The following is a 21,880-nucleotide window of genomic DNA, read 5'->3' on the forward strand; positions in this document are numbered from 1 at the left end:
CCCGACCTACCGGTAGTTCACGAACTGCAGGGCGAAGTCGAAGTCCTTGCCCTTCAACAGGGCGATGACGGCCTGCAGATCGTCACGGTTCTTGGAGCTGACCCGCAGCTCCTCGCCCTGCACCTGCGCCTTCACGCCCTTGGGGCCCTCGTCGCGGATGGTCTTCGCGACCTTCTTCGCGTTCTCCTGGGAGATGCCCTCCTTGATCGACGAGAAGATCTTGTACTCCTTGCCGGAGAGCTGGGGCTCGCCCGCCTCCAGAGCCTTCAGCGAGATGCCCCGCTTGATCAGCTTGGACTGGAAGACGTCGAGGATGGCCTTCACCCGGTCCTCGGAGTTCGCCTCCATGAGGATCTGCTCACCGGACCACGAGATCGAGGCACCCACGCCCTTGAAGTCGTAGCGCTGCGAGATCTCCTTGGCGGCCTGGTTGAGTGCGTTGTCGACCTCCTGCCGCTCGACCTTCGAGACGATGTCGAAACTGGAGTCGGCCATGTCCTGTGGCTCCTTGTATCGGGGTGCGTATCGTGCGTACCGGCGTGTGGGGGCGGCCGCAGGGCCCGTTCAGGTCCCGGGCCGCATCCGGACAAGCCTAGCCACCCCAGGCCTTCCGAGCGCAGATCAATCGGGTGGCGAAGCACCCCTCGGCATCAGGTATTGTTTACGTCGTTGCCACGGAGCGCCGCGGAAGAGCGGCTCGAAGGGCAGCAACCCCGGCGGTGTGCCCGAGCGGCCAAAGGGAGCAGACTGTAAATCTGCCGGCTTCGCCTTCCCAGGTTCGAATCCTGGCGCCGCCACACTGGGGAGAACCCCCTCTGATCAGGTTATTAGGCCTGGTCAGAGGGGGTTTTTCGTTGCTCCTCGGCGTTCGATCCACAGTGAGCGGGGGGTGGACGTGTCTCACCTCGTACCGCCCGTATCCCACCCGCGCAGACCCCGTTGATCAGTGCGTGTCCCCCCAGGCGTCCCCCAGGAGTGAGCATGATCACTCCGGCTCGTTCCACTCCCGCGGGGCCGCATCGCGTGGACCCCGGAGCCCGGTAGTGCCGCCCGCCCTGGCTCCGCCGCCCTGGCTCCGCGTCGCCGGAACCCGCTGGAAGATCAAGGACACCTTCCAGGCCGGCAAGGGCCTCGCCGGCCTGGATGAGCACCAGGCCCGCCGCCACGCCGCCTGGCTGCGCCGGGTGACCCTCGCGATGACTGAGCTCAGAAGCAACGGACCGAAGGCAGGGCGCCCCGAGGGCCCCTCATGCCGCCGTCAGCGCCGCCAGGGCGCGGTCCATCGCGGCGTTGAACTCTTCCGGCGCCAGCGGCAGCCGGGACTTGACGTCCCGACTCCACGGGTCGGCGAGGACCTCGGCGGAGTTCGCCTCGACACCGTCGAGCGCCGCGTCGGCCAGGTCCGACGGCGCGATCTTGGCCACGGGCCAGCCCGCGGCCATGTCGGTGTCGGCCAGGCCGAGGTGCACCGCTGTCACGAGTGTGCCCTGCTCGGCGAGTTCCAGGCGGACTCCGTTGGTCATGGCCCAGGCGGCGGCCTTGGTCAGGTGGTAGGCATTGGCGCCCTTGCCCCCGAACCACGACATGGCGGAGAGGACGTTGACGATCGCGCCCCCGCTAAAACCTGACGCCAACGTCAGAGGCAAGTGCTGATCATCAGGGCCGGGGGAGAGGAATCGCCATGACCGTCACGGAGGCCGTGGGCGAGCGGCTGATCCGTATCGGCGAGGTGGCGCGGGGTGCCGGCGTCTCGGTACGCGCCGTGCGCTACTACGAGGAGCAGGGGCTGCTCATCGCCGAGCGCAGCCCATCCGGCCAGCGCCTCTACCGGCAGGATGCCGTCACCCTGGTCCGCTTCTTCCAGCAGATGTTCGCCGCCGGCCTGACCAGCCGAAGGATCACGGAACTCCTTCCGTGCTGGGACTTTGGGCACACCGACGCGGAGCAACGAGCCATGCTGCGCGCCGAGCGGGACCGCATCCAGGCCAAGGTCGACGACTTGCAGGCTGCCCTGGACCGCCTCGACGAGGTCATCGCGATCACGGACACGCACCCGTAGGCGCGGTCGGTCGGACGTCGCACCAGCGATGGAGAGCGAACAGAGCCAACGGATGGACCGCGAAGGGGACCAGGCCGGAGAGCATGAACGCGTCAGGTAGGCTGCCGCCTTTCGTAACGGCACCCTTCTGAAGAGGTGTAATGAGAACAGGCAGACGAACCGTCGCGGTGGCCACGCTCGTGGGGGCGCTGGGAATCTCGGTGCTGAACGCACCGGCGGCTCAGGCGGCGGACACCGGCATCACCGTGTCGGACATCGTCATCAACAACGGCAAGCCGATCGTCGTCGGCACGTCGAAGGTGGTGGAGCCGCCCATCAGCTTCACCATCGCACTGCCCGCCGGGTACAGCACCGCAGACCCCTCCCGCTACGACGCGTACCCCTTCCTCTACCGCGGCAGCATCAAGACGGCGGCCGACTCGGGAGAGAACTTCATCCAGCCGGGCGGCTACACCTGCTACGAGATCGACTCCAAGCACGCGCGCTGCGAGGGCGAGCTCTACATCGACCCGCACCCGAGCCAGGAACACGTCGACTCCAACAGCGACGCCACGACCTGGAAGGTCGGCGTCTCGCTGAAGTTGTGGAAGGCCGACGGCGGCCTCAAGACCGGGGAACTGGAGACGCGGTCCGCGACCGCCCAACTGAAGCGCGCGGCCAAGGCCACCACCAACGCCTCCCCGGAGCCGGTCACCAAGGGCAAGACCATCACCGTCACGGGCAAGCTGACCCGGGCGAACTGGAGCACGAAGAAGTACGACGCCTACAGCGGCCGTACGGTCAGCCTCCAGTTCCGCGCCAAGGGCGCCGACAGCTACAAGACGCTCAAGAAGGCCACCACCAGCAGCACCGGGGGACTGAAGACCACCGTCACCGCCTCCGCCGACGGGTCCTTCCGCTGGGTGTACTACGGCAACTCCACGACCGGCGTGGCCACCAGCGCGGCCGACTACGTCGACGTGCGCTGACGCTCTCGGCAACCGGGTCGGGATTTCGGGTTCACCCTTTTCCGGCCCGGTTCAAGCAACGATTTCCCGAATCAACATTCCTGACATCAACGGCCCTGCGCAGCGGCCTGAATGAAGGCCTGTGACCTGCCGTTGTGTAGAAGGAAGAGAGAGGCGCCGCCGCACATGAGAAAGGCAAGGAGTCATCTGCTCCCTGCCACTCTCAACGTATAGCGCATGGGGGGCCTTGCGGCAAGGCCCCTGTGGTGCCGCACAATTTTCGGCCTGAAGTCAGAAACGGGCGAAAATTGGGGTCTGCCTTGATCGATGTGCTGATCGCCGGCGGCGGTCCGACCGGAATGATGCTGGCCGGGGAACTGCGGCTGCACGGCGTGCGGGTGCTCGTGCTGGAGAAGGAGGCAGAGCCGGCCCCGTACGTTCGCGCGCTCGGCCTGCATGTGCGCAGCATCGAGGTGCTCGACCAACGCGGGCTGTTGGAGCGCTTCCTCGCCGAGGGCAGCAAGCATCCGCTCGGCGGCTTCTTCGCCGGTATCGCCAAGCCGGCACCAGACCGGCTGGACACCGTGCACGGGTACGTCCTCGGCATCCCGCAGCCCGTCACCGACCGCCTGCTGGCGGAGCGCGCGGCCGAGCTCGGCGCCGAGGTCCGGCGCGGCTGCGAACTGGTCGGGCTCAGCCAGGACGACGAGGGTGTCACCGCCGAACTGGCCGATGGCACACGGCTGCGCTCCCACTACCTCGTCGGGTGCGACGGCGGTCGCAGCACCGTGCGCAAGCTGCTCGGCGTCGGGTTTCCCGGCGAGCCTTCCAGGGTCGAGACGCTGATGGGCGAGATGGAGGTGGCAGCGTCGCCGGACGAACTGGCCACCGTGATGGCCGAAGTCCGCAAGACCCACTTCCGGTTCGGCGCCATGCCGATCAGAGGCAAGGTCCACCGCGTCATCGTGCCCGCCGAGGGCGTGGCCGAGGACCGCACGGTCCCGCCGACCTTCGAGGAGTTCAGGCAGCAGCTGCACAAGTTCGCCGGCACCGACCTCGGTGTGCACTCCCCGCGCTGGCTCTCCCGCTTCGGCGACGCCACTCGGCAGGCCGAGCGCTACCGCACGGGCCGGGTCCTGCTGGCCGGGGACGCGGCACACGTTCACCCGCCGACCGGTGGGCAGGGGCTCAACCTCGGCCTCCAGGACGCCTTCAACCTCGGCTGGAAGCTGGCCGCCGAACTGCGCGGCTGGGCACCGGAAGGGCTGCTGGACAGCTACCACACCGAACGCCATCCGGTGGCCGCCGCAGTGCTGGACAACACCCGCGCGCAGATGCACTTGCTGGCGCCCGAGCCGGGTCCGCAGGCCGTGCGCCGGCTCCTGGCGGAGCTGATGGACTTCGAGGAGGTGAACCGGCTCCTGATCGAGAAGGTCACCGCGATCGCCGTCCGCTACGACTGCGGCGAGGGCCACGAACTGCTCGGCCGGAGGCTGCGGGACGTGAGGTTGCAGCGGGGCCGCCTCTACGAGCGGATGCGGGACGGCCGCGGACTGCTGCTCGACCAGACCGGCGGCAGGCTGTCGGTGGCGGGCTGGTCGGACCGGGTCGGACACGTCGTCGACGTCAGCGAGGAACTCGACGTGCCCGCGGTGCTGCTGCGACCGGACGGACACGTGGCATGGGTCGGCGACGACCAGCAGGACCTGCTCGACCGGCTGCCCAGGTGGTTCGGACCGGCAACCGGCTGAAGTGGCTTCGTGCGGCCGGTGGGGTGGGACGTGCCGGCGGGCCGGGCGCCCCATCCCCCACCAGCGGGCCCCGGCACGCCCCAACACGCCCCGGCCGAGCCGGCCACCAGCATCACGAGACTGATCAGCAGCATCCGGCCCGACAGGCCCGACCCGGCCCGGAGCAGCCGTCCCTGGACGGCTACACGGTCCCGGACTTCCCCGGCCAACTGCCCCTGTTCTAGGACCCGAAGAGCCGCCGACCGCGCATGTCAGTTCCCGGCCACCGACTTGACCGCCACGGACACCGGCACCGGCCCGCTGATCAGCTCCAGCGTGAGCCCGGCCGTCGCCGAGGTGTCCACCAGCTCCGCCAGCACGGCGGCCACGTCGTCGCGCGGGATCGGACCGCGGCCCGTGCGCGCCTCCAGCCGTACGAGGCCGGTGCCGGCGTCGTCGGTGAGCTGGCCGGGGCGCAGGATCGTCCAGTCCAGGGCGTCCTGGCCGCGCACGTACGCGTCCGCCTCGCCCTTGGCCCGCAGATACACGTCGAAGATCTCGTCACCCTGGTGACCCGGGTCGGCGCCCATGGACGACACGACCACGAAGCGCCGCACGCCCGCCCTCACCGCCGCGTCCGCGAAGAGGACCGCCGCGGCCTTGTCCACCGTGTCCTTGCGGGCCGCCCCGCTGCCGGGCCCCGCGCCCGCCGCGAAGACCGCGGCGTCGGCGCCCCTGAGTCGCTCCGCGACCTCGTCGACGGACGCCGACTCCAGGTCGAGCACGACCGGTTCGGCACCGACCTCCCGCAGCTCGTCGGCCTGTTCGGCTTTCCGGATGATCCCCGCTACTTCGTCCCCGCGCGCGGCGAGCAGCCGCTCCAGCCGCAACGCGATCTGACCATGACCACCAGCGATGACAATGCGCATGCCTTCGACCGTACGCCTCGACAGCACCCTCCGCCGCACGACTTGAGCCGCGCCCCGCCGAGACCTACGGCACTTCGTCCCACCCCGGGCCGGGGCCGCCCGCTCGCGCCCCAGCCCTACGACACCTCGCCCCGCCCCTGCCGCGGCAAGCCCAGCTCGACCGAGGCCGCCGAACTGCAGTACTCGCGCACCGCGCTGGTCCGCGCCACCACGCGCCCCTGGTGCACGACGATCCGGCTGTACGCCAGGGACAGCACCCCCGCGAGCCGTTCCCCGCGCACCGCGAGCAGCTCGGCCGGGAAACCCGCCTCCACCCGCACCTCCGGCAGCCCCAGCACCGCCCGCGCCGAGGAGCTCACCGCGTCGTACGCCTCCTCGGGCGGCAATCCGTAGCGCGAGGCCAGCAGGAAGGCCGCCTCCAGGGGGTCGCCGCGCCCCACCGGGTTGGACACGTCCCGCAGCGCCCCGCTCCCGGCGGCCACCCGTACCCCGGCCGCGCGCAGCAGCCGTACCGGAGCCGCCCCGCGCCGGTCGACACCGCCGCAACCGCCCTGCGGCAGGCACGCCACGGCCACTCCGGCCGCCGCGAGCTGGTCGGCCGTCCGCGAGGCCACCTCGGAGGGCAGCCGGCCGAGGTCGCCGCACGGGCTGAGGGTCACCCCGGGGCGCAGCCCGCCCGCCATCGCGGCGAGCCGGGCCAGCCGGGCCGGGTCCCCGGCGTCCGTGTGCAGGTCGACGGGACAGCCGTGTTCGGAGGCCATCTCCAGGACGGCCTCCACGTAGCCCGCCGGATCAGGGTCGAGGTCCGGTCGGCCGCCCACCACCGAGGCGCCCATCTTCACCGCGTCCCGCAGCATCGCCAGCCCGTCCGCGCCGGCCACCCCGGTCAGCACCCGGGGCATCGCCACCGTCGTCAGCTCCGCGAGCCCCCGCAGTGCCCGCCGCGCCTGCAGGACGGCCGTCAGCGCGCCGAGGCCCTGGACGTCCCCCACGCGTACGTGCGCCCGCAGCGCCGTCGCCCCGTGCCCGAGCTGGAGCAGCGCGGCCTCCGTCGCCCGGCGCTGCACGTCCTGCGGCTCGTACGAGACCGGTCCTGCGGTGTCGGCGGACAGGGCCGTGTCGGCGTGGGCGTGCGGCTCGGCCGGGGCCGGCAGCAGCAGATAGCCGGTGAGGTCCACACGCGCCCCGCACGCGCGCGTGCCACCCGTTCCCAGGCTGCCGGCCGTGCCGACCGCCTCGATGCGCCCGCCGCACAGCCGCACGTCCACGGTCCGACCGTCGGTGAGCCGCGCCCCGCACAGCAACAGCGACGACGGGTCGGCCGGACCCGGCGAGGACGACGGGGGCGGTGGTGGCTGCGGCCGGCTGTCGGGCATCGCACTCCAGGGGCTCGGGTCGCGCACGGGAGGACGCGTGATCACGCAGAGTGAGACGAGCCTAGGGCGGCCTCAGGCCCCTGGCGGGGAGGAGCGCAATAGTCGTACCGGCGTGGTCTGCCGGTGGTCCGCCCGCGTGCCCAGTGGCCCGTCCATGGTCCGCTCATGGTTCGCTGCGAGGTCCGCTCATGGGGCGGGAGGCGTCCACGTGGCTGCCGGGAGGACGGTCCGAGCGCCGGGGACGGGTGCCTCGAAACGGATTTGGGCGAACGGCGGCCGAGCGTGTAATGTCTTCATCGCTCGCCCCAATAGCTCAGTCGGCAGAGCGTCTCCATGGTAAGGAGAAGGTCAACGGTTCGATTCCGTTTTGGGGCTCTGGTGTGACTGGCTCCCGTCGCAAGACGGGGTCCGGACCACATCAAAGCGGTGTAGCTCAGTCGGTAGAGCAAGCGGCTCATAATCGCTGTGTCACCGGTTCAAGTCCGGTCACCGCTACTGACAGTAGCCGATTGCGGGGTCGGTCCTTCGATCGGCTACTCTTTCTTGCGTTGAATCAGTCCATCCGTTCGTCTTAGGAGCACTCACGTGGCTGCCACCGACGTCCGCCCGAAGATCACGCTGGCCTGCGTGGAGTGCAAGGAGCGGAACTACATCACCAAGAAGAACCGGCGTAACAACCCGGACCGTCTTGAGATGAAGAAGCACTGCCCGCGTTGCAACGCGCACACCGCGCACCGCGAAACGCGATAAATCAGGCTCGTACGCGAGGCCGTTCCCGAGTGATCGGGGACGGCCTCGCGTCGTTGAGGTACCCGTACCGGACAGTAGAGCTACCAGGAGGTACCGAGCCATGGCGCTCGACCAGTCCTTCGTGGGACGGACGTACCCGCCCACCGCGCCCTACGAGGTGGGCCGGGAGAAGATCCGTGAGTTCGCCGAGGCGGTCGGGGACGACAACCCGGCGTACACGGACGCGGAGGCCGCCAAGGCACTCGGTCACCCGGACGTGATCGCCCCGCCGACCTTCGTCTTCGCGATCACCTTCAAGGCCGCCGGCCAGGTCGTCCAGGACCCCCAGCTCGGCCTGGACTACAGCCGCGTCGTGCACGGCGACCAGAAGTTCGCCTACCGCCGCCCGGTCCGCGCCGGCGACCGGCTCACGGTCACCTCCACCATCGAGGCGATCAAGTCCCTCGCGGGCAACGACATCGTGGACATCCGCGGTGAGGTGCACGACGAGGCCGGCGAGCACGTGGTGACCGCCTGGACCAAGCTCGTGGCCCGCGCGGCCGAGGAGGCGTGAGCGACACCATGACCGCGAAGATCTCCTACTCCGACGTCGAGGTCGGCACCGAGCTGCCGCCGCAGACCTTCCCCGTGACCCGCGCCACCCTCGTCCGGTACGCGGGCGCCTCCGGTGACTTCAACCCGATCCACTGGAACGAGAAGTTCGCCAAGGAGGTCGGCCTGCCGGACGTCATCGCGCACGGCATGTTCACCATGGCCGAAGCGATCCGGGTGGTCACCGACTGGACCGGCGACCCGGGCGCGGTCGTCGAGTACGGCGTCCGCTTCACCAAGCCGGTCGTCGTCCCGAACGACGACCAGGGCGCCGTGATCGAGGTGGCCGGCAAGGTCGCCGCCAAGCTCGACGACAACACGGTCCGCGTGGACCTGACGGCGACCAGCGCCGGGCAGAAGGTGCTGGGCATGTCCAGGGCGGTCGTACGACTGGCCTGAGTCTGGCCGCGACACGACGTAAGGGGCGCTCACCGGGGTGGGACGCCCCTTGCGCATGACCTGGCGGACCACCGCTTGACATGGTTAGTGATTGAGCACTAACTTCAGTGCATGGCCAGGATGAGTGCGGAAGAGCGGCGCGAGAGCGTCATCCAGGCGGCGACGACCGAGTTCGCCCGCGGCGGTTACCACGGCACCTCGACCGAGGCGATCGCCCGCCGGGTCGGCGTCTCGCAGCCCTATCTCTTCCGGCTCTTCCCCGGCAAGAAGGCGATCTTCCTGGCGACGGCCGAGCGGTGTGTCGAGGACACCATCCGGATGTTCGCGGAGGCGGCGCAGGGCCGGGAAGGTGAAGAGGCGCGCCATGCCATGGGTGCGGCATACATCGAGGCCATCTCCGAGCAGCCCGAGCGGCTGATGATGCAGATGCAGATGTACCTCGCCGTGGCGGCCGCCGAGGCGGAGGGGGACCACGAGTTCGGTGAGGCCGTGCGCGCCGGCTGGATGCGGTTGTGGGACACCATCCACCTGCCGCTGGGCGCCGACGCCCACGACACGACGACCTTCCTGGCGCAGGGCATGCTCATCAACTGCCTGGTGGCCATGGGCTTCCCGGCCGGCCACCGGGCCTGGGCGGGGCTGGGCCCGTCGGAGTCGAGCGACTGACGCGACAGGCGAGGAGGCGGGGCCTTTTCATGACCGCGAAAGTTAGTAATCAATAACTAATCGATCACGGCACACACTCCATGGGGGAGCGATGTCACAGCAGACCGCACGTCGCGGGGGAGCCGCCTGGGCCCTCGTCATCACCAGCGTCGCCGGCTTCATGGCGGCTCTCGACAACCTCGTCGTCACCACCGCCCTGCCCTCCATCCGTGAGGACCTCGGCGGCGGCCTGCACGACCTGGAATGGACCGTGAGCGCCTACACGCTCACCTTCGCCGTCCTGCTGATGTTCGGCGCGGCCCTGGGCGACCGCTTCGGCCGCCGACGCCTCTTCATCGCGGGCCTCGCCGTCTTCACCGGCGCCTCCGCCGCGGCGGCCATGGCACCCGGCATCGACTCCCTCATCGCCGCCCGGGCGGTCCAGGGCGCGGGCGCCGCGGTGATGATGCCGCTGACGCTCACCCTGCTGACCGCGGCCGTGCCCGCCGCCAAGCGCGGGATGGCGTACGGCATATGGGGCGCCGTCAACGGACTCGCCGTCGCCTCCGGGCCGCTGGTCGGCGGCAGCCTCACCGAACACATCTCCTGGCAGTGGATCTTCTGGCTGAACGTCCCGCTCGGCCTGGCCCTGCTGCCGCTCGCCCGTCTCCGCCTCGCCGAGTCCCACGGCACCGGGGCCCCGCTCGACGTCCCCGGCACCCTCCTCGCCAGCGGTGGCCTCTTCGGCATCGTCTACGGCCTGGTCCGCGGCCCCGTCGACGGCTGGACCGGCGGCCTGGTCCTCACGGGCATCTTCGCGGGCACCGCGCTGCTGACCGGCTTCGTCCTCTACAGCACCCGGGCCAAGAACCCCATGCTCCCGATGCGACTGTTCCGCTCCCGGGCCTTCGCCGGCATCAACGCGGCCAGCCTGCTGATGTTCCTCGGCATGTTCGGCTCGATCTTCCTGCTCAGCCAGTACATGCAGGGCGTCCTCGGCTACTCGCCCACCGAGGCGGGCCTGAGGATGCTGCCCTGGACCGGCATGCCGATGCTGATCGCCCCGATCGCCGGCATCCTGGCCGACCGCATCGGCGGCCGCCCGGTCGTCGCCACGGGCCTCTTCCTGCAGGCCCTGGGACTCGGCTACATGGCGGTGGTGGCCACGACCGACGCCTCCTACGGCTCGCAGCTGCCCGCCCTGATCGTCAGCGGCATCGGCATGGCGCTGTACTTCGCCCCCGCCTCGCATCTGGTGATGTCCAGCGTGCGGCCGTCGGAGCAGGGCATCGCCTCCGGCGCCAACAACGCCCTGCGCGAGGTGGGCGGGGCGCTCGGCATCGCCGTCATGGCCTCGATCTTCGCGGCCCAGGGCGGCTACGAGACCGGCCGGACCTTCGTCGACGGCATGCGGCCCGCCCTGGTGACGGGCTCCGCGGTGGTCGCCCTCGCGGGCATCGCCGCCCTGTTGATACCGGCCCGGCGGCACGCCGGACGGCAGCCCGCCCCGGCCGAACCGGCACCGGCCCTGGAGACGGCCGCCCACTGACCCCGCCGGACACCGACAAGGAGAAGCGGAATGCCCACCCTTCCCTGGACCGTCCCGAACACCCCGCCCCGCGACACCGAGGTGCACGTCTTCGCCTCCCGCTTCGAGACCCGCACGCTGTGGGGAGCGCTGAAGTTCCTCGCCGGTACGCCCGCCGTCTGGCGGCAGGTCCGCCGCAGCCCCGGCGTCTACGGAGCGACCCTGAAGGCGAAGCCGCTGAAGCGGACCTTCTGGACCCTGTCGGCCTGGGAGTCCAAGGAGGCCCTGCACGCCTTCGCTCGCGCAGGCACCCACGGCCCGGCCTCCAAGGGTCTGGCCCCGCAGATGAAGGACTCGGCCTACACCACCTGGCAGACGAGCAGCGACGACCTCCCCCTCTCCTGGTCCGAGGCGCTCCGCCGTCTGCCCTGACCATCACCACGCGCGCGTGCGGCCCCCTTTCCTCCTGGAAGGGGGCCGCACGCACGCGTGCCCGACACCGTCGGTGCCGTCTCGTACGCTTGGCCCGTGCAGGAACTCCACGACGCCCCCCTCGCCCCGCTGACGACCTTCCGCCTGGGCGGCCCCGCGACCCGGCTGCTCACCGCCACGACGGACGACGAGGTGATCGCCGCCGTCCGCGAAGCCGACGAGACGGGCACCCCGCTGCTGCTCATCGGCGGCGGCTCGAACCTGGTCATCGGTGACAAGGGCTTCGACGGCACGGCCCTCGTCATCGCCACCCGGGGCTTCTCCCTCGACGGCACGACGCTGGAGCTGGCCGCCGGCGAGGTATGGACCGACGCCGTCGCCCGCACGGTCGAAGGTGGCCTGGCCGGCATCGAATGCCTGGCCGGCATCCCGGGCTCGGCCGGCGCGACCCCCATCCAGAACGTGGGGGCGTACGGCCAGGAGGTCTCCTCCACGATCACCGAGGTCGTCGCCTACGACCGCCGCACCGGCGACACGGTCACCCTGGCCAACGGGGACTGCGCGTTCTCCTACCGCCACAGCCGCTTCAAGTCCGACCCCGAGCGGTACGTGGTCCTGCGCGTCCGCTTCTCCTTGGAGGACGCCGGGGGCCTGTCCGCCCCCCTCCGGTACGCCGAGACGGCCCGTGCCCTCGGCGTGGAGCCGGGCGATCGCGTGCCCCTCGCGCAGGCCCGCGAGACGGTGCTCAAGCTGCGCGCCGGCAAGGGCATGGTCCTGGACCCCGAGGACCACGACACCTGGTCGGCGGGCTCCTTCTTCACCAACCCGATCCTGACGGACACGGACTTCGAGACGTTCCGCACCCGCGTCCGCGACCGGCTCGGCGACGGGGTGGAGCCCCCGGCGTACCCGGCGGGCGAGGGGCGTACCAAGACCTCCGCGGCCTGGCTGATCGACAAGGCGGGCTTCACGAAGGGGTACGGCGACGGGCCGGCCCGCATCTCCACGAAGCACACTCTGGCCCTCACCAACCGGGGCAGCGCGACCACCGAGGACCTCCTCGCCCTGGCCCGCGAGGTCGTCGCCGGAGTCCACGAGGCGTTCGGCATCACGCTGGTCAACGAGCCGGTGACCGTGGGAGTGAGCCTGTAGGTACCGGAGCGGAGGCCGGTGGGTGCGCAATCCGGCGTAGCGGGGTGCCGCTGCGCCCACCCGTGCCGCCCCAGGCGGCACGCATGCCCGCAGCTGGGGCGGGCGGCCCCACGCGCCCGCACCCGCCGTCCTAGGCAAGGGGACGTGTCGGGGGGTGTCCGCCCGCAGCGGTTGGCGCGTCAACAACAGTCAGTCGGCACGCAAGTCGATCGCGCCGTTCCGAGGACGGACACCCCCCGACGCGGCCCCGACCCCCGCCCGGCGTGAGGCGCAAGCCGCGCACCCCACCCGGCACAAGGTGAAAGCCGCGCACCCCACCCGGCACAAGGTGAAAGCCGCGCACCCCACCCGGCACAAGGTGAAAGCCGCGCACCCCACCGGGCCGCCACCGGCCGCAGGCAGCACCCGTCGGCGTCAGGCCGCCGCGCGCACGCTACGACGCCAGCCAGTCGTCCACCCCCGCCAGCAGCTTCGTCTTCACGTCCTCCGGCGCCGCCGACCCCCGTACCGACTGCCGAGCCACCTCCGCCAGCTCCGCATCCGTGAACCCGTGATACCGCCGCGCGATCTCGTACTGCGCCGCCAGCCGCGACCCGAACAGCAACGGGTCGTCCGCGCCCAGCGCAAGCGGCACCCCAGCCTCGAACAACGTCCGCAGCGGCACGTCCTCCGGCTTCTCGTACACCCCCAGCGCCACGTTCGACGCCGGGCACACCTCGCACGTCACCTGCCGGTCCGCCAGCCGCTTCATCAGCCGCGGATCCTCCGCCGCCCGCACCCCGTGCCCCACCCGGTTCGCCCCCAGGTCGTCCAGACAGTCCCGCACCGACGACGGCCCGGCCAGCTCACCCCCGTGCGGAGCCGACAGCAACCCGGCCTCACGCGCGATCCCGAAGGCCCGGTCGAAGTCCCGCGCCATCCCCCGCCGCTCGTCGTTCGACAGCCCGAACCCGACGACCCCCCGGTCGGCGTACCGGGCCGCCAGCCTCGCCAGCGTCCGCGCGTCCAGCGGGTGCTTCATCCGGTTCGCCGCGACCAGGACCCGCATCCCGAGCCCGGTCTCCCGCGACGTGGTCTCCACCGCGTCCAGGATGATCTCCAGCGCCGGGATCAGCCCACCCAGCCGCGGCGCGTACGAGGTCGGGTCGACCTGGATCTCCAGCCACCCGGACCCGTCCCGGACATCCTCTTCCGCGGCCTCCCGCACCAGCCGCTGGATGTCCTCCGGCTCCCGCAGGCACGAGCGCGCCGCGTCGTACAGCCGCTGGAAGCGGAACCAGCCCCGTTCGTCCGTCGCCCGCAGGCTCGGCGGTTCCCCGCTGGTCAGCGCCTCACTCAGCGCGTCGGGCAGCCGCACCCCGTACTTGTCGGCCAGTTCCAGCACCGTCGAGGGACGCATGGACCCGGTGAAGTGCAGGTGCAGATGGGCTTTCGGCAGCTCAGAGACATCACGTTCACGCTCCATCCAAAGATCCTGCCGTACGCCCCAGCCGTCCCGGTAGCCGTTTCCCCTTTCGTGGTCTTGCTCGCACAAACAAATGGGGCACATACCGGACCCGGTATGTGCCCCATGCCCAGCCCCCTGCCGGGGGAGCGGCCAAGCGGACGTCAGTCCCGCGCCTCCGCCAGCAGCTTCTGGATCCGGCTCACGCCCTCGACCAGGTCCTCGTCACCCAGCGCGTAGGACAGCCGCAGGTACCCGGGCGTACCGAACGCCTCACCCGGGACCACCGCGACCTCGGACTCCTCCAGGATCAGCGCGGCGAGCTCGACCGTGTCCTTGGGACGCCGACCCCGGATCTCCTTGCCGACCAGCGCCTTCACCGACGGGTACGCGTAGAACGCCCCCTCCGGCTCCGGGCACACCACGCCGTCGATCTCGTTCAGCATCCGCACGATGGTCTTGCGGCGCCGGTCGAAGGCCTCACGCATCGTCGCGACGGCGTCCAGGTCACCGGAGACGGCGGCCAGCGCGGCCGCCTGGGCGACGTTGGACACGTTGGACGTGGCGTGCGACTGCAGGTTCGTCGCGGCCTTGACGACGTCCTTCGGGCCGATGATCCACCCGACGCGCCAGCCGGTCATCGCGTACGTCTTCGCGACGCCGTTCACCACGACGCACTTGTCGCGCAGCTCGGGCAGCACCGCCGGCAGCGACACGGCGGAGGCGTCGCCGTAGACGAGGTGCTCGTAGATCTCGTCGGTCATCACCCACAGGCCGTGCTCGACGGCCCAGCGGCCGATGGCCTCGGTCTCGGTCTCGCTGTAGACCGCGCCGGTCGGGTTGGACGGAGAGACGAACAGGACGACCTTCGTCTTCTCCGTGCGGGCCGCCTCCAGCTGCTCGACGGTCACCCGGTAGCCGGTCGTCTCGTCGGCGACGACCTCCACCGGGACACCCCCGGCCAGCCGGATCGACTCCGGGTACGTCGTCCAGTAGGGCGCGGGCACGATGACCTCGTCGCCCGGGTCGAGGATCGCGGCGAAGGCCTCGTAGATGGCCTGCTTGCCACCGTTGGTGACCAGGATCTCCGAGACGTCCGGCTCGTAGCCCGAGTCACGCAGGGTCTTCGCGGCGATCGCGGCCTTCAGCTCGGGGAGGCCGCCGGCCGGCGTGTAGCGGTGGAACTTCGGGTTAGAGCAGGCCTCGATCGCGGCCTGGACGATGTAGTCCGGGGTCGGGAAGTCCGGCTCGCCGGCGCCGAAGCCGATCACCGGCCGCCCTGCGGCCTTGAGGGCCTTGGCCTTGGCGTCCACGGCGAGGGTGGCGGACTCGGAGATCGCGCCGACTCGGGCGGAGACCCGGCGCTCGGTGGGAGGGGTTGCAGCGCTCATGGGCCCCATCGTTTCAGACCGGAAACGCGCGCGGCACGGGGGTTTCACAGACTGAACAACGTCGGGCAAACCCTTGAACAACAGTGCGGATCGCCCGCCCGGCCTGGGCGATCTTCAGCGGATTCACGACAGTCCCGCCCCCGTTCCGCAGGCGATCTTCCGTCAACGAGCCCTCCCGCGGGCCCTTTCTGTTCGACGACCGGCCGCGGAGCACGTACACTCTCACCTCGTTGGCCTCTCGCAGGCCGCGCCCGTTCGGTGCACACCAAGCATCCGGACGGATGCGGTACGTTGGGGGACACACAAAGGGTCGTAGCTCAATTGGTAGAGCACTGGTCTCCAAAACCAGCGGTTGGGGGTTCAAGTCCCTCCGGCCCTGCTACACACTCCATCGCCAGGATGTGTGCGCATGTACGTACAGCAATGCACCGCCGTGCGGCTCAGACCGGGCGCGGCACGGCCACGACCCGGAATCAGGTGAGGACGAGTGACGGACGCCGTGGGCTCCATCGACATGCCTGATGCCCAGGACGAGGCGCCGGAGTCCAAGAAGGCCCGCAAGGGCGGCAAGCGCGGAAAGAAGGGCCCGCTCAAGCGGCTCGCCCTCTTCTACCGCCAGATCGTCGCAGAGCTGCGCAAGGTCGTCTGGCCGACCCGCAACCAGCTGACGACCTACACGACCGTGGTGATCGTCTTCGTGGTCATCATGATCGGCCTGGTCACCGTGATTGACTATGGGCTCAGCCACGCCGCGAAGTACGTGTTCGGCTGAGCAGTCCGCGAAGAGCGCCGAGGTACCCGGCGCTCCTTTCGCATGTTCCACCCCTATGTATCCAGGAAGAAGCAGCCACCGTGTCTGACCCGAACGTGAACGACGCCATCGAGCCGGTCGAGTCCGTCGAGGACGAGCTCGACATCGTCGAGGGCGCGGACAACGAGGACACCGAGGCCTCCTCCGAGGTCGAGGCTGCCGACGCCGTCGCGGGCGACGCCGCCGAGGCGGAGACCGAGGACGGCGAAGAGGCCGCGGAAGAACTCGAGGAAGAGCCCGAGGACGACCGCGACCCGATCGAGAAGCTCCGCGAGGAACTGCGGGTCCTGCCCGGTGAGTGGTACGTCATCCACACCTACGCCGGCTACGAGAACCGCGTGAAGACCAACCTCGAGCAGCGCGCCGTCTCGCTCAACGTCGAGGACTACATCTTCCAGGCCGAGGTGCCGCAGGAAGAGGTCGTCCAGATCAAGAACGGCGACCGCAAGACGATCAAGCAGAACAAGCTCCCGGGCTACGTCCTGGTCCGCATGGACCTGACGAACGAGTCCTGGGGCGTCGTCCGCAACACCCCCGGCGTCACCGGCTTCGTGGGCAACGCCTACGACCCGTACCCGCTGACCCTGGACGAGATCGTCAAGATGCTCGCCCCCGAGGCCGAGGAGAAGGCCGCTCGCGAGGCCGCCGAGGCCGAGGGCAAGCCGGCTCCGCAGCGCAAGGTCGAGGTCCAGGTGCTGGACTTCGAGGTCGGCGACTCGGTCACCGTCACCGACGGCCCGTTCGCCACGCTGCAGGCGACCATCAACGAGATCAACCCGGACTCCAAGAAGGTCAAGGGCCTCGTCGAGATCTTCGGCCGCGAGACGCCGGTCGAGCTCTCCTTCGACCAGATCCAGAAGAACTGACTTCCGGACACACCGCTTCCGCGCAGGTCAGGCGATCGCTCGAGCGTCCGCCTGACCTGCTCGGTTTTCAGCCGCGCATCTATACCCGTTATCGTTGTGCGGTATGCCTGCGTCCGGGTGGTCCCCGGGGGCGGGCAGGACCCGAATCGAAAGGACCCGGAGAGCTATGCCTCCCAAGAAGAAGAAGGTCACGGGGCTCATCAAGCTCCAGATCCAGGCCGGTGCCGCCAACCCGGCCCCGCCGGTCGGCCCCGCGCTGGGTCAGCACGGCGTGAACATCATGGAGTTCTGCAAGGCCTACAACGCCGCGACCGAGTCGCAGCGTGGCTGGGTGATCCCGGTGGAGATCACGGTCTACGAGGACCGCTCCTTCACCTTCATCACCAAGACGCCGCCGGCCGCGAAGATGATCCTGAAGGCCGCGGGCATCGAGAAGGGCTCCGGCGAGCCGCACAAGACCAAGGTCGCGAAGATCACGCGTGACCAGGTCCGTGAGATCGCCACGACCAAGATGCCCGACCTCAACGCCAACGACCTGGACGCCGCCGAGAAGATCATCGCCGGCACCGCCCGTTCCATGGGCGTCACGGTCGAGGGCTGAGCCCCAACCTCCATCAGCAGAAGTGGCAGGGCCTGCTCGGCCCGGACCACGACTCCTAAGAATCCACAGGAGCAGTAGTGAGCAAGCGCAGCAAGTCCCTTCGCGCTGCGGACGCCAAGGTCGACCGGGAGAAGCTCTACGCCCCGCTCGAGGCCGTTCGTCTCGCCAAGGACACCTCCACGACCAAGTTCGACGGCACCGTCGAGGTCGCCTTCCGCCTGGGTGTCGACCCGCGCAAGGCCGACCAGATGGTCCGTGGCACCGTGAACCTTCCGCACGGCACCGGCAAGACCGCCCGGGTCCTGGTCTTCGCGACCGGTGACCGTGCTGCGGCCGCGGAGGCCGCGGGCGCCGACATCGTCGGCTCCGACGAACTGATCGACGAGGTGTCGAAGGGCCGTCTGGACTTCGACGCCGTCGTCGCCACCCCGGACCTCATGGGCAAGGTCGGCCGCCTCGGCCGCGTGCTCGGTCCGCGTGGTCTGATGCCGAACCCGAAGACCGGCACCGTCACCCCCGACGTGGCCAAGGCCGTCACCGAGATCAAGGGCGGCAAGATCGAGTTCCGCGTCGACAAGCACTCGAACCTGCACTTCATCATCGGCAAGTCGTCCTTCGACGACACCAAGCTGGTGGAGAACTACGGCGCCGCGCTGGAGGAGATCCTCCGTCTGAAGCCGTCGGCCGCCAAGGGTCGCTACATCAAGAAGGCCGCCATCAGCACCACGATGGGCCCCGGCATTCCGGTCGACCCGAACCGCACCCGCAACCTCCTCGTCGAGGAGGACCCGGCTGCGGTCTGAGCCTGCAGGCTCACCCAACCGGTCACGGGCCCCGCACCTCTTACAGGTGCGGGGCCCGTTCCCTTTTCCGGTACGTACGCCGGTGGCCTGGGTTAACGTGCGGGAACCGGATGCGAACGGGGGGACGTATGCAGGGCACGACCGTGCGCCGCGTGGGCCTGGTGCTCGCGGCGACAGCGCTGACGGGGGTGGCCGCCTGCACGTCCCAGGAGTCCTCCGACGCCCCCGCCCGCGGTGACAGAGCCGCACGTGGCCGGGCCCTCGCCGCCCTGCGCGCCGCCGAGCGAGCCACCGAGCACGCCGAGTCCGCCCGGGTGAAGTCCACGACGAGCATGGGCTCGCTGATGTCCATGACCGCCGACGGCACCCTCGGCTGGAGCGACGGCATCACCGGCCGACTCACCATCGAGTACACCGGCGGGACCATCGCCGACACCATGCGCCGGCTGGGAACCACCTCGATGGAGGCCCGCTACCTGCCCGAGGCGTACTACGCGCGCATGGGCGAGAAGTTCGCCGAGCAGACCGGCGGCAGGCACTGGATCCGGTACGCGTACGAGGACCTCGAAGAGCTTGCCGGCGGCTCGGGCGCCCACCTCGGCGACCAGATGCGCAGCACCACGCCCAACCAGTCCGTGAAGCTCCTGCTGTCCTCAGGCGACGTTCGGAAGGTCGGCGAGGAGAGCGTCCGCGGCCGGTCCGCGACGCACTGGTCCGGCACGGTGACAGCGACCGACGTCGCCGACGACGGCCTGCGCAAGCAGCTCACCGGGGCCGGTGTCACCACCGAGACCGTCGACATCTGGGTCGACAAGCGGAACCTGCTGGTCAAGAAGGTCGAGAAGGCGCGGACGGCCACCGGCCTGATGACCCAGACCGCGCACTACGCCGACTACGGCGTTCCGGTCCGGGCCGAACGGCCCCCGCGGTCCGACACCGGGGACTTCGAGGACCTGATGCGCGAGCAGCCGCGCACGCCCTGAGGCCGCCGCCCCGTCTATTCCGATAGATCACTTGTGCCCTCTGGGATAGGCTCGCGGTCTTGCTGTGAAGCAAGCATGTATTCCTTGGGGGGAATCGATGAGGACATCCATACCTGCCGCCGGGGCGTGTGCCCTGCTTCTCGCCGCCGGTGCCGTCGGCTGCGGATCCGAGCAGTCGCCGGAGATGACGCCCGCTGCGGCCGTGGCCAAGGCGGCGAAGAACACGGAGGACATCACGTCCCTCCAGTACCGCCTGAAGGGCACGGTCCCGGAGTCGGGCCGCGTCCAGGGTGAGGCGTCCATGCGGCTGAAGCCCACGGTCGCCATGAGCATGAAGATGACGGCGCCCGACCAGGCCGCCGGTGAAAGCGTGGAGATCCGTCTCGTCGACAAGGCCATGTACCTCGGTGGGGGAGCCGAGATGGCCAAGGAGATGGACGGCAAGCGCTGGCTGAAGTTCGATCTGTCCGGCTCCGACGCCGCCAAGGACCTGGACAAGATGGGGTCCCCGAGCCAGGCCGAGCAGAACCCGGCGGCGGAGTCCACCTTCCTCAAGGGCGCCAAGGACGTGAAGAAGGTCGGCAGCGAGCAGGTCGACGGCGTCGAGACCACCCACTACACGGGCACGGCCACCCTCGCCGACCTACGCGCCTCGCTCAAGGACGACAAGGCCGAGACCCGCAAGCAGCGCGAGAAGAGCATCAAGCAGTACGAGAAGCTGGGCGTCGACAAGCTCACGATGGACCTGTGGGTCGACGGTGAGGACCACACCAAGCAGTTCCGTATGAAGGGCCAGGCCGACAAGGGCCCGATGGACATGACCATCACCTTCCTCGACTACAACAAGCCCGTCACCGTCACGGCCCCGCCGGCCAAGGACGTCGCGGACCTGAGCGAGATGTTCAAGGAGCTGGGGCAGGGCTGAACCGCCCCGCACCGATCCGCCGTACGGGCGGATTTGCCTCACGGTGAACCGTTCCCGTACTCTCCTACAGAAGCCAAAGACCGCTGGTCGTTACCGCGCGCTCATGCAGAGGGCGCGGTGGCCGAAGGATCCGCTGAACGGCGGACGACCCGCGCAGGTGACACTGGAGAAGCTCCCGGAGTCCGCCGCCTCGTGCGTGTGTGAAACCGGTTGAGCTACGCCCCGTGCGCTTGCGCCGGGGCGTTTCGTTTTCCCCAGTCCTCCTTCGGGTCCGCGCGGTCCGAATCACCCGGAAGGAGGCCGAGGCTCATGGCGAGGCCTGACAAGGTCGATGCCGTCGAGGAGATGCGGGACAAGTTCCGCAACTCCAACGCTGCTGTCGTTACCGCGTACACCGGTCTCACCGTCGCGCAGCTCCAGAAGCTGCGTCGTTCACTCGGTGAGAACGCTCAGTACCGTGTGGCGAAGAACACGCTGACCAAGATTGCGGCCAACGAGGCCGGGATCACGACGCTGGACGACCTCTTTGCGGGTTCGTCGGCCGTCGCCTTCGTGACCGGTGACCCGGTCGAGGCGGCGAAGGGTCTCCGTGACTTCGCCAAGGACAACCCCAACCTCGTCATCAAGGGCGGCGTCCTTGACGGCAAGGCGTTGTCCGCCGATGAGATCAAGAAGCTTGCGGACCTCGAGTCCCGCGAGGTTCTGCTCTCCAAGCTGGCCGGTGCCATGAAGGGCAAGCAGTCCCAGGCTGCCTCTGTCTTCCAGGCGCTGCCGTCGAAGCTCGTCCGCACCGTGGACGCGCTCCGTGCCAAGCAGGACGAGCAGGGCGGTGCCGAGTAACTCGGCTCGCATCCCGGCCGCCGCTGCCTGAACGCGGCGACCGTCGCGGGCCAGTAGTACGCCCGCCTCACATGTACATCCGGCACCTGCCGAATTAGTGGAAGGACCGCCAATCATGGCGAAGCTCAGCCAGGAAGACCTGCTCGCGCAGTTCGAGGAGATGACCCTCATCGAGCTCTCCGAGTTCGTGAAGGCGTTCGAGGACAAGTTCGACGTCACCGCCGCCGCTGCCGCGCCGGTCGTCGTCGCCGGTGGTGCCGCTGGTGGCGCCGCTGCCGAGGCCGCTGAGGAGCAGGACGAGTTCGACGTCATCCTCACCGGTGCCGGCGACAAGAAGATCCAGGTCATCAAGGTCGTGCGTGAGCTGACCTCCCTGGGTCTGAAGGAGGCCAAGGACCTCGTGGACGGCGCCCCGAAGCCCGTTCTCGAGAAGGTCGCCAAGGACGCCGCCGAGAAGGCGAAGGAGTCCCTCGAGGGCGCCGGCGCCTCCGTCGAGGTCAAGTAAGACCTTCGGATCCGCCAGGATCCACGACACGTCCCGCTGGACGTGTAACGCCTAAGCGCTGAAGAGCGATCATCCATCCGGGTGGTCGCTCTTCGGCGTTCTCGGGGGCGGGCCACGGTTGCCTTGAAGCCCCGGTGACGGGGGGTATGGTGATCTTCGTCGTGTCCCCGGGC

The 21,880-nt window shown here is 69.7% G+C and carries 23 protein-coding genes, 4 tRNA genes and 2 pseudogenes; 23 read left to right on the top strand and 6 right to left on the bottom strand.

All coding sequences use genetic code 11. From position 1 onward, the window contains the following. Positions 1-6: 6 nt before the first annotated feature. Complete coding sequence (locus tag AB0B29_RS05605; RefSeq protein ID WP_031108414.1) at positions 7-495, bottom strand: YajQ family cyclic di-GMP-binding protein; 489 nt, start codon at positions 493-495, stop codon at positions 7-9. 220 nt (positions 496-715) lie between these two features. Between AB0B29_RS05605 and AB0B29_RS05610 the strand changes: the two genes are divergently transcribed. Continuing rightward, positions 716-797 (top strand) — tRNA-Tyr (locus AB0B29_RS05610). A 276-nt stretch (positions 798-1,073) separates the two neighbouring features. Further along, a pseudogene (locus AB0B29_RS05615) lies at positions 1,074-1,199 on the top strand (IS701 family transposase); the annotation flags it as partial. 48 nt (positions 1,200-1,247) lie between these two features. On the opposite strand, the pseudogene AB0B29_RS05620 reads toward AB0B29_RS05615, so the two are convergent. Next, positions 1,248-1,628: pseudogene (locus AB0B29_RS05620) on the bottom strand (SDR family NAD(P)-dependent oxidoreductase); the annotation flags it as partial. Positions 1,629-1,681: 53 nt separating this feature from the next. Here AB0B29_RS05620 and AB0B29_RS05625 point away from each other — a divergent pair. The 3 genes from AB0B29_RS05625 to rox all read left to right on the top strand — a co-directional run bounded on the left by AB0B29_RS05625 (position 1,682) and on the right by rox (position 4,757). Next, on the top strand, positions 1,682-2,059 hold the full coding sequence (locus AB0B29_RS05625; RefSeq protein WP_362234415.1) for a MerR family transcriptional regulator: 378 nt from the start codon (positions 1,682-1,684) through the stop codon (positions 2,057-2,059). Between the two features lie 140 nt (positions 2,060-2,199). After that, positions 2,200-3,027 carry a hypothetical protein gene (locus AB0B29_RS05630; RefSeq protein WP_362234418.1) on the top strand — a complete coding sequence of 276 codons (828 nt, stop codon included), beginning with the start codon at positions 2,200-2,202 and terminating at the stop codon, positions 3,025-3,027. Positions 3,028-3,326: 299 nt separating this feature from the next. After that, positions 3,327-4,757, top strand: coding sequence for a rifampin monooxygenase (rox, locus tag AB0B29_RS05635; RefSeq protein WP_362234420.1), 1,431 nt, complete (start codon positions 3,327-3,329; stop codon positions 4,755-4,757). Positions 4,758-5,008: 251 nt separating this feature from the next. Here the strand turns inward: rox and AB0B29_RS05640 are convergent, their stop codons facing one another. Next, positions 5,009-5,665, bottom strand: coding sequence for an NAD(P)H-binding protein (locus AB0B29_RS05640; RefSeq protein ID WP_362234423.1), 657 nt, complete (start codon positions 5,663-5,665; stop codon positions 5,009-5,011). Positions 5,666-5,781: 116 nt separating this feature from the next. Continuing rightward, on the bottom strand, positions 5,782-7,041 hold the full coding sequence (locus AB0B29_RS05645) for an amidohydrolase family protein (RefSeq protein ID WP_362234426.1): 1,260 nt from the start codon (positions 7,039-7,041) through the stop codon (positions 5,782-5,784). A gap of 302 nt (positions 7,042-7,343) precedes the next feature. Between AB0B29_RS05645 and AB0B29_RS05650 the strand changes: the two genes are divergently transcribed. From AB0B29_RS05650 to AB0B29_RS05690, 9 genes are all read left to right on the top strand, one after another. After that, positions 7,344-7,416, top strand: a tRNA-Thr gene (locus AB0B29_RS05650). A 47-nt stretch (positions 7,417-7,463) separates the two neighbouring features. Continuing rightward, positions 7,464-7,536 (top strand) — tRNA-Met (locus tag AB0B29_RS05655). A 90-nt stretch (positions 7,537-7,626) separates the two neighbouring features. Then, positions 7,627-7,791: a 50S ribosomal protein L33 gene (rpmG, locus tag AB0B29_RS05660; protein ID WP_003948671.1), complete on the top strand. Its 165-nt coding sequence runs from the start codon at positions 7,627-7,629 to the stop codon at positions 7,789-7,791. Between the two features lie 100 nt (positions 7,792-7,891). Beyond that, on the top strand, positions 7,892-8,344 hold the full coding sequence (locus AB0B29_RS05665; RefSeq protein ID WP_362234429.1) for a MaoC family dehydratase N-terminal domain-containing protein: 453 nt from the start codon (positions 7,892-7,894) through the stop codon (positions 8,342-8,344). An 8-nt stretch (positions 8,345-8,352) separates the two neighbouring features. Continuing rightward, the gene (locus AB0B29_RS05670; protein ID WP_362235638.1) at positions 8,353-8,781 is read left to right on the top strand and encodes a MaoC family dehydratase; all 429 of its coding nucleotides are present in this window, start codon (positions 8,353-8,355) and stop codon (positions 8,779-8,781) included. Positions 8,782-8,892: 111 nt separating this feature from the next. Then, positions 8,893-9,447, top strand: a complete 555-nt coding sequence (locus AB0B29_RS05675) for a TetR/AcrR family transcriptional regulator (protein WP_362234431.1) — start codon at positions 8,893-8,895, stop codon at positions 9,445-9,447. Positions 9,448-9,538: 91 nt separating this feature from the next. Next, positions 9,539-10,975 carry an MFS transporter gene (locus AB0B29_RS05680; protein ID WP_362234434.1) on the top strand — a complete coding sequence of 479 codons (1,437 nt, stop codon included), beginning with the start codon at positions 9,539-9,541 and terminating at the stop codon, positions 10,973-10,975. Positions 10,976-11,005: 30 nt separating this feature from the next. Further along, positions 11,006-11,386: a DUF3291 domain-containing protein gene (locus AB0B29_RS05685; RefSeq protein ID WP_362234436.1), complete on the top strand. Its 381-nt coding sequence runs from the start codon at positions 11,006-11,008 to the stop codon at positions 11,384-11,386. A gap of 96 nt (positions 11,387-11,482) precedes the next feature. Continuing rightward, entirely contained in the window at positions 11,483-12,538 is a 1,056-nt protein-coding gene (locus AB0B29_RS05690) for a UDP-N-acetylmuramate dehydrogenase (RefSeq protein WP_362234439.1), read from the top strand. A 433-nt stretch (positions 12,539-12,971) separates the two neighbouring features. Here the strand turns inward: AB0B29_RS05690 and AB0B29_RS05695 are convergent, their stop codons facing one another. Further along, the gene (locus AB0B29_RS05695; RefSeq protein ID WP_362234441.1) at positions 12,972-14,003 is read right to left on the bottom strand and encodes an adenosine deaminase; all 1,032 of its coding nucleotides are present in this window, start codon (positions 14,001-14,003) and stop codon (positions 12,972-12,974) included. A gap of 143 nt (positions 14,004-14,146) precedes the next feature. Beyond that, a complete protein-coding gene (locus AB0B29_RS05700) occupies positions 14,147-15,373 on the bottom strand; it encodes a pyridoxal phosphate-dependent aminotransferase (protein ID WP_362234443.1) in 1,227 nt (408 codons plus the stop codon). Between the two features lie 306 nt (positions 15,374-15,679). On the opposite strand from AB0B29_RS05700, the gene AB0B29_RS05705 reads away from it, so the two are divergent. The 9 genes from AB0B29_RS05705 to rplL all read left to right on the top strand — a co-directional run bounded on the left by AB0B29_RS05705 (position 15,680) and on the right by rplL (position 21,707). Continuing rightward, positions 15,680-15,752, top strand: a tRNA-Trp gene (locus tag AB0B29_RS05705). 108 nt (positions 15,753-15,860) lie between these two features. Continuing rightward, the gene (gene secE, locus AB0B29_RS05710; RefSeq protein ID WP_362234445.1) at positions 15,861-16,145 is read left to right on the top strand and encodes a preprotein translocase subunit SecE; all 285 of its coding nucleotides are present in this window, start codon (positions 15,861-15,863) and stop codon (positions 16,143-16,145) included. A gap of 80 nt (positions 16,146-16,225) precedes the next feature. Further along, complete coding sequence (gene nusG, locus AB0B29_RS05715) at positions 16,226-17,050, top strand: transcription termination/antitermination protein NusG (protein ID WP_362234447.1); 825 nt, start codon at positions 16,226-16,228, stop codon at positions 17,048-17,050. A gap of 166 nt (positions 17,051-17,216) precedes the next feature. After that, the gene (gene rplK / locus AB0B29_RS05720) at positions 17,217-17,651 is read left to right on the top strand and encodes a 50S ribosomal protein L11 (protein WP_003992325.1); all 435 of its coding nucleotides are present in this window, start codon (positions 17,217-17,219) and stop codon (positions 17,649-17,651) included. 77 nt (positions 17,652-17,728) lie between these two features. After that, a complete protein-coding gene (gene rplA, locus AB0B29_RS05725; RefSeq protein ID WP_033308987.1) occupies positions 17,729-18,454 on the top strand; it encodes a 50S ribosomal protein L1 in 726 nt (241 codons plus the stop codon). A 128-nt stretch (positions 18,455-18,582) separates the two neighbouring features. Beyond that, complete coding sequence (locus tag AB0B29_RS05730; protein WP_362234450.1) at positions 18,583-19,437, top strand: hypothetical protein; 855 nt, start codon at positions 18,583-18,585, stop codon at positions 19,435-19,437. Positions 19,438-19,534: 97 nt separating this feature from the next. Next, positions 19,535-20,362, top strand: coding sequence for a DUF1396 domain-containing protein (locus AB0B29_RS05735; RefSeq protein WP_362234452.1), 828 nt, complete (start codon positions 19,535-19,537; stop codon positions 20,360-20,362). 309 nt (positions 20,363-20,671) lie between these two features. After that, positions 20,672-21,202, top strand: coding sequence for a 50S ribosomal protein L10 (rplJ, locus tag AB0B29_RS05740; protein ID WP_053674508.1), 531 nt, complete (start codon positions 20,672-20,674; stop codon positions 21,200-21,202). Between the two features lie 115 nt (positions 21,203-21,317). Next, a complete protein-coding gene (gene rplL, locus AB0B29_RS05745; protein WP_362234455.1) occupies positions 21,318-21,707 on the top strand; it encodes a 50S ribosomal protein L7/L12 in 390 nt (129 codons plus the stop codon). Positions 21,708-21,880: the final 173 nt, after the last annotated feature.

This window comes from Streptomyces tibetensis, from assembly GCF_040647715.1.
Taxonomy (GTDB): Bacteria; Actinomycetota; Actinomycetes; order Streptomycetales; family Streptomycetaceae; genus Streptomyces; species Streptomyces tibetensis_A.

What these genes read in the sequence shown, in the direction of transcription:
- AB0B29_RS05700 (WP_362234443.1), bottom strand. Translation starts at nt 15,373, where the DNA reads ATGAGCGCTGCAACCCCTCCCACCGAGCGCCGGGTCTCCGCCCGAGTC.
- AB0B29_RS05735 (WP_362234452.1), top strand. Translation starts at nt 19,535, where the DNA reads ATGAGGACATCCATACCTGCCGCCGGGGCGTGTGCCCTGCTTCTCGCC.
- AB0B29_RS05630 (WP_362234418.1), top strand. Translation starts at nt 2,200, where the DNA reads ATGAGAACAGGCAGACGAACCGTCGCGGTGGCCACGCTCGTGGGGGCG.
- rplK (WP_003992325.1), top strand. Translation starts at nt 17,217, where the DNA reads ATGCCTCCCAAGAAGAAGAAGGTCACGGGGCTCATCAAGCTCCAGATC.
- AB0B29_RS05730 (WP_362234450.1), top strand. Translation starts at nt 18,583, where the DNA reads ATGCAGGGCACGACCGTGCGCCGCGTGGGCCTGGTGCTCGCGGCGACA.
- rplL (WP_362234455.1), top strand. Translation starts at nt 21,318, where the DNA reads ATGGCGAAGCTCAGCCAGGAAGACCTGCTCGCGCAGTTCGAGGAGATG.
- AB0B29_RS05680 (WP_362234434.1), top strand. Translation starts at nt 9,539, where the DNA reads ATGTCACAGCAGACCGCACGTCGCGGGGGAGCCGCCTGGGCCCTCGTC.
- AB0B29_RS05645 (WP_362234426.1), bottom strand. Translation starts at nt 7,041, where the DNA reads ATGCCCGACAGCCGGCCGCAGCCACCACCGCCCCCGTCGTCCTCGCCG.
- AB0B29_RS05695 (WP_362234441.1), bottom strand. Translation starts at nt 14,003, where the DNA reads ATGGAGCGTGAACGTGATGTCTCTGAGCTGCCGAAAGCCCATCTGCAC.
- AB0B29_RS05685 (WP_362234436.1), top strand. Translation starts at nt 11,006, where the DNA reads ATGCCCACCCTTCCCTGGACCGTCCCGAACACCCCGCCCCGCGACACC.
- AB0B29_RS05625 (WP_362234415.1), top strand. Translation starts at nt 1,682, where the DNA reads ATGACCGTCACGGAGGCCGTGGGCGAGCGGCTGATCCGTATCGGCGAG.
- AB0B29_RS05665 (WP_362234429.1), top strand. Translation starts at nt 7,892, where the DNA reads ATGGCGCTCGACCAGTCCTTCGTGGGACGGACGTACCCGCCCACCGCG.
- AB0B29_RS05640 (WP_362234423.1), bottom strand. Translation starts at nt 5,665, where the DNA reads ATGCGCATTGTCATCGCTGGTGGTCATGGTCAGATCGCGTTGCGGCTG.
- AB0B29_RS05670 (WP_362235638.1), top strand. Translation starts at nt 8,353, where the DNA reads ATGACCGCGAAGATCTCCTACTCCGACGTCGAGGTCGGCACCGAGCTG.
- rplJ (WP_053674508.1), top strand. Translation starts at nt 20,672, where the DNA reads ATGGCGAGGCCTGACAAGGTCGATGCCGTCGAGGAGATGCGGGACAAG.
- AB0B29_RS05675 (WP_362234431.1), top strand. Translation starts at nt 8,893, where the DNA reads ATGGCCAGGATGAGTGCGGAAGAGCGGCGCGAGAGCGTCATCCAGGCG.
- AB0B29_RS05605 (WP_031108414.1), bottom strand. Translation starts at nt 495, where the DNA reads ATGGCCGACTCCAGTTTCGACATCGTCTCGAAGGTCGAGCGGCAGGAG.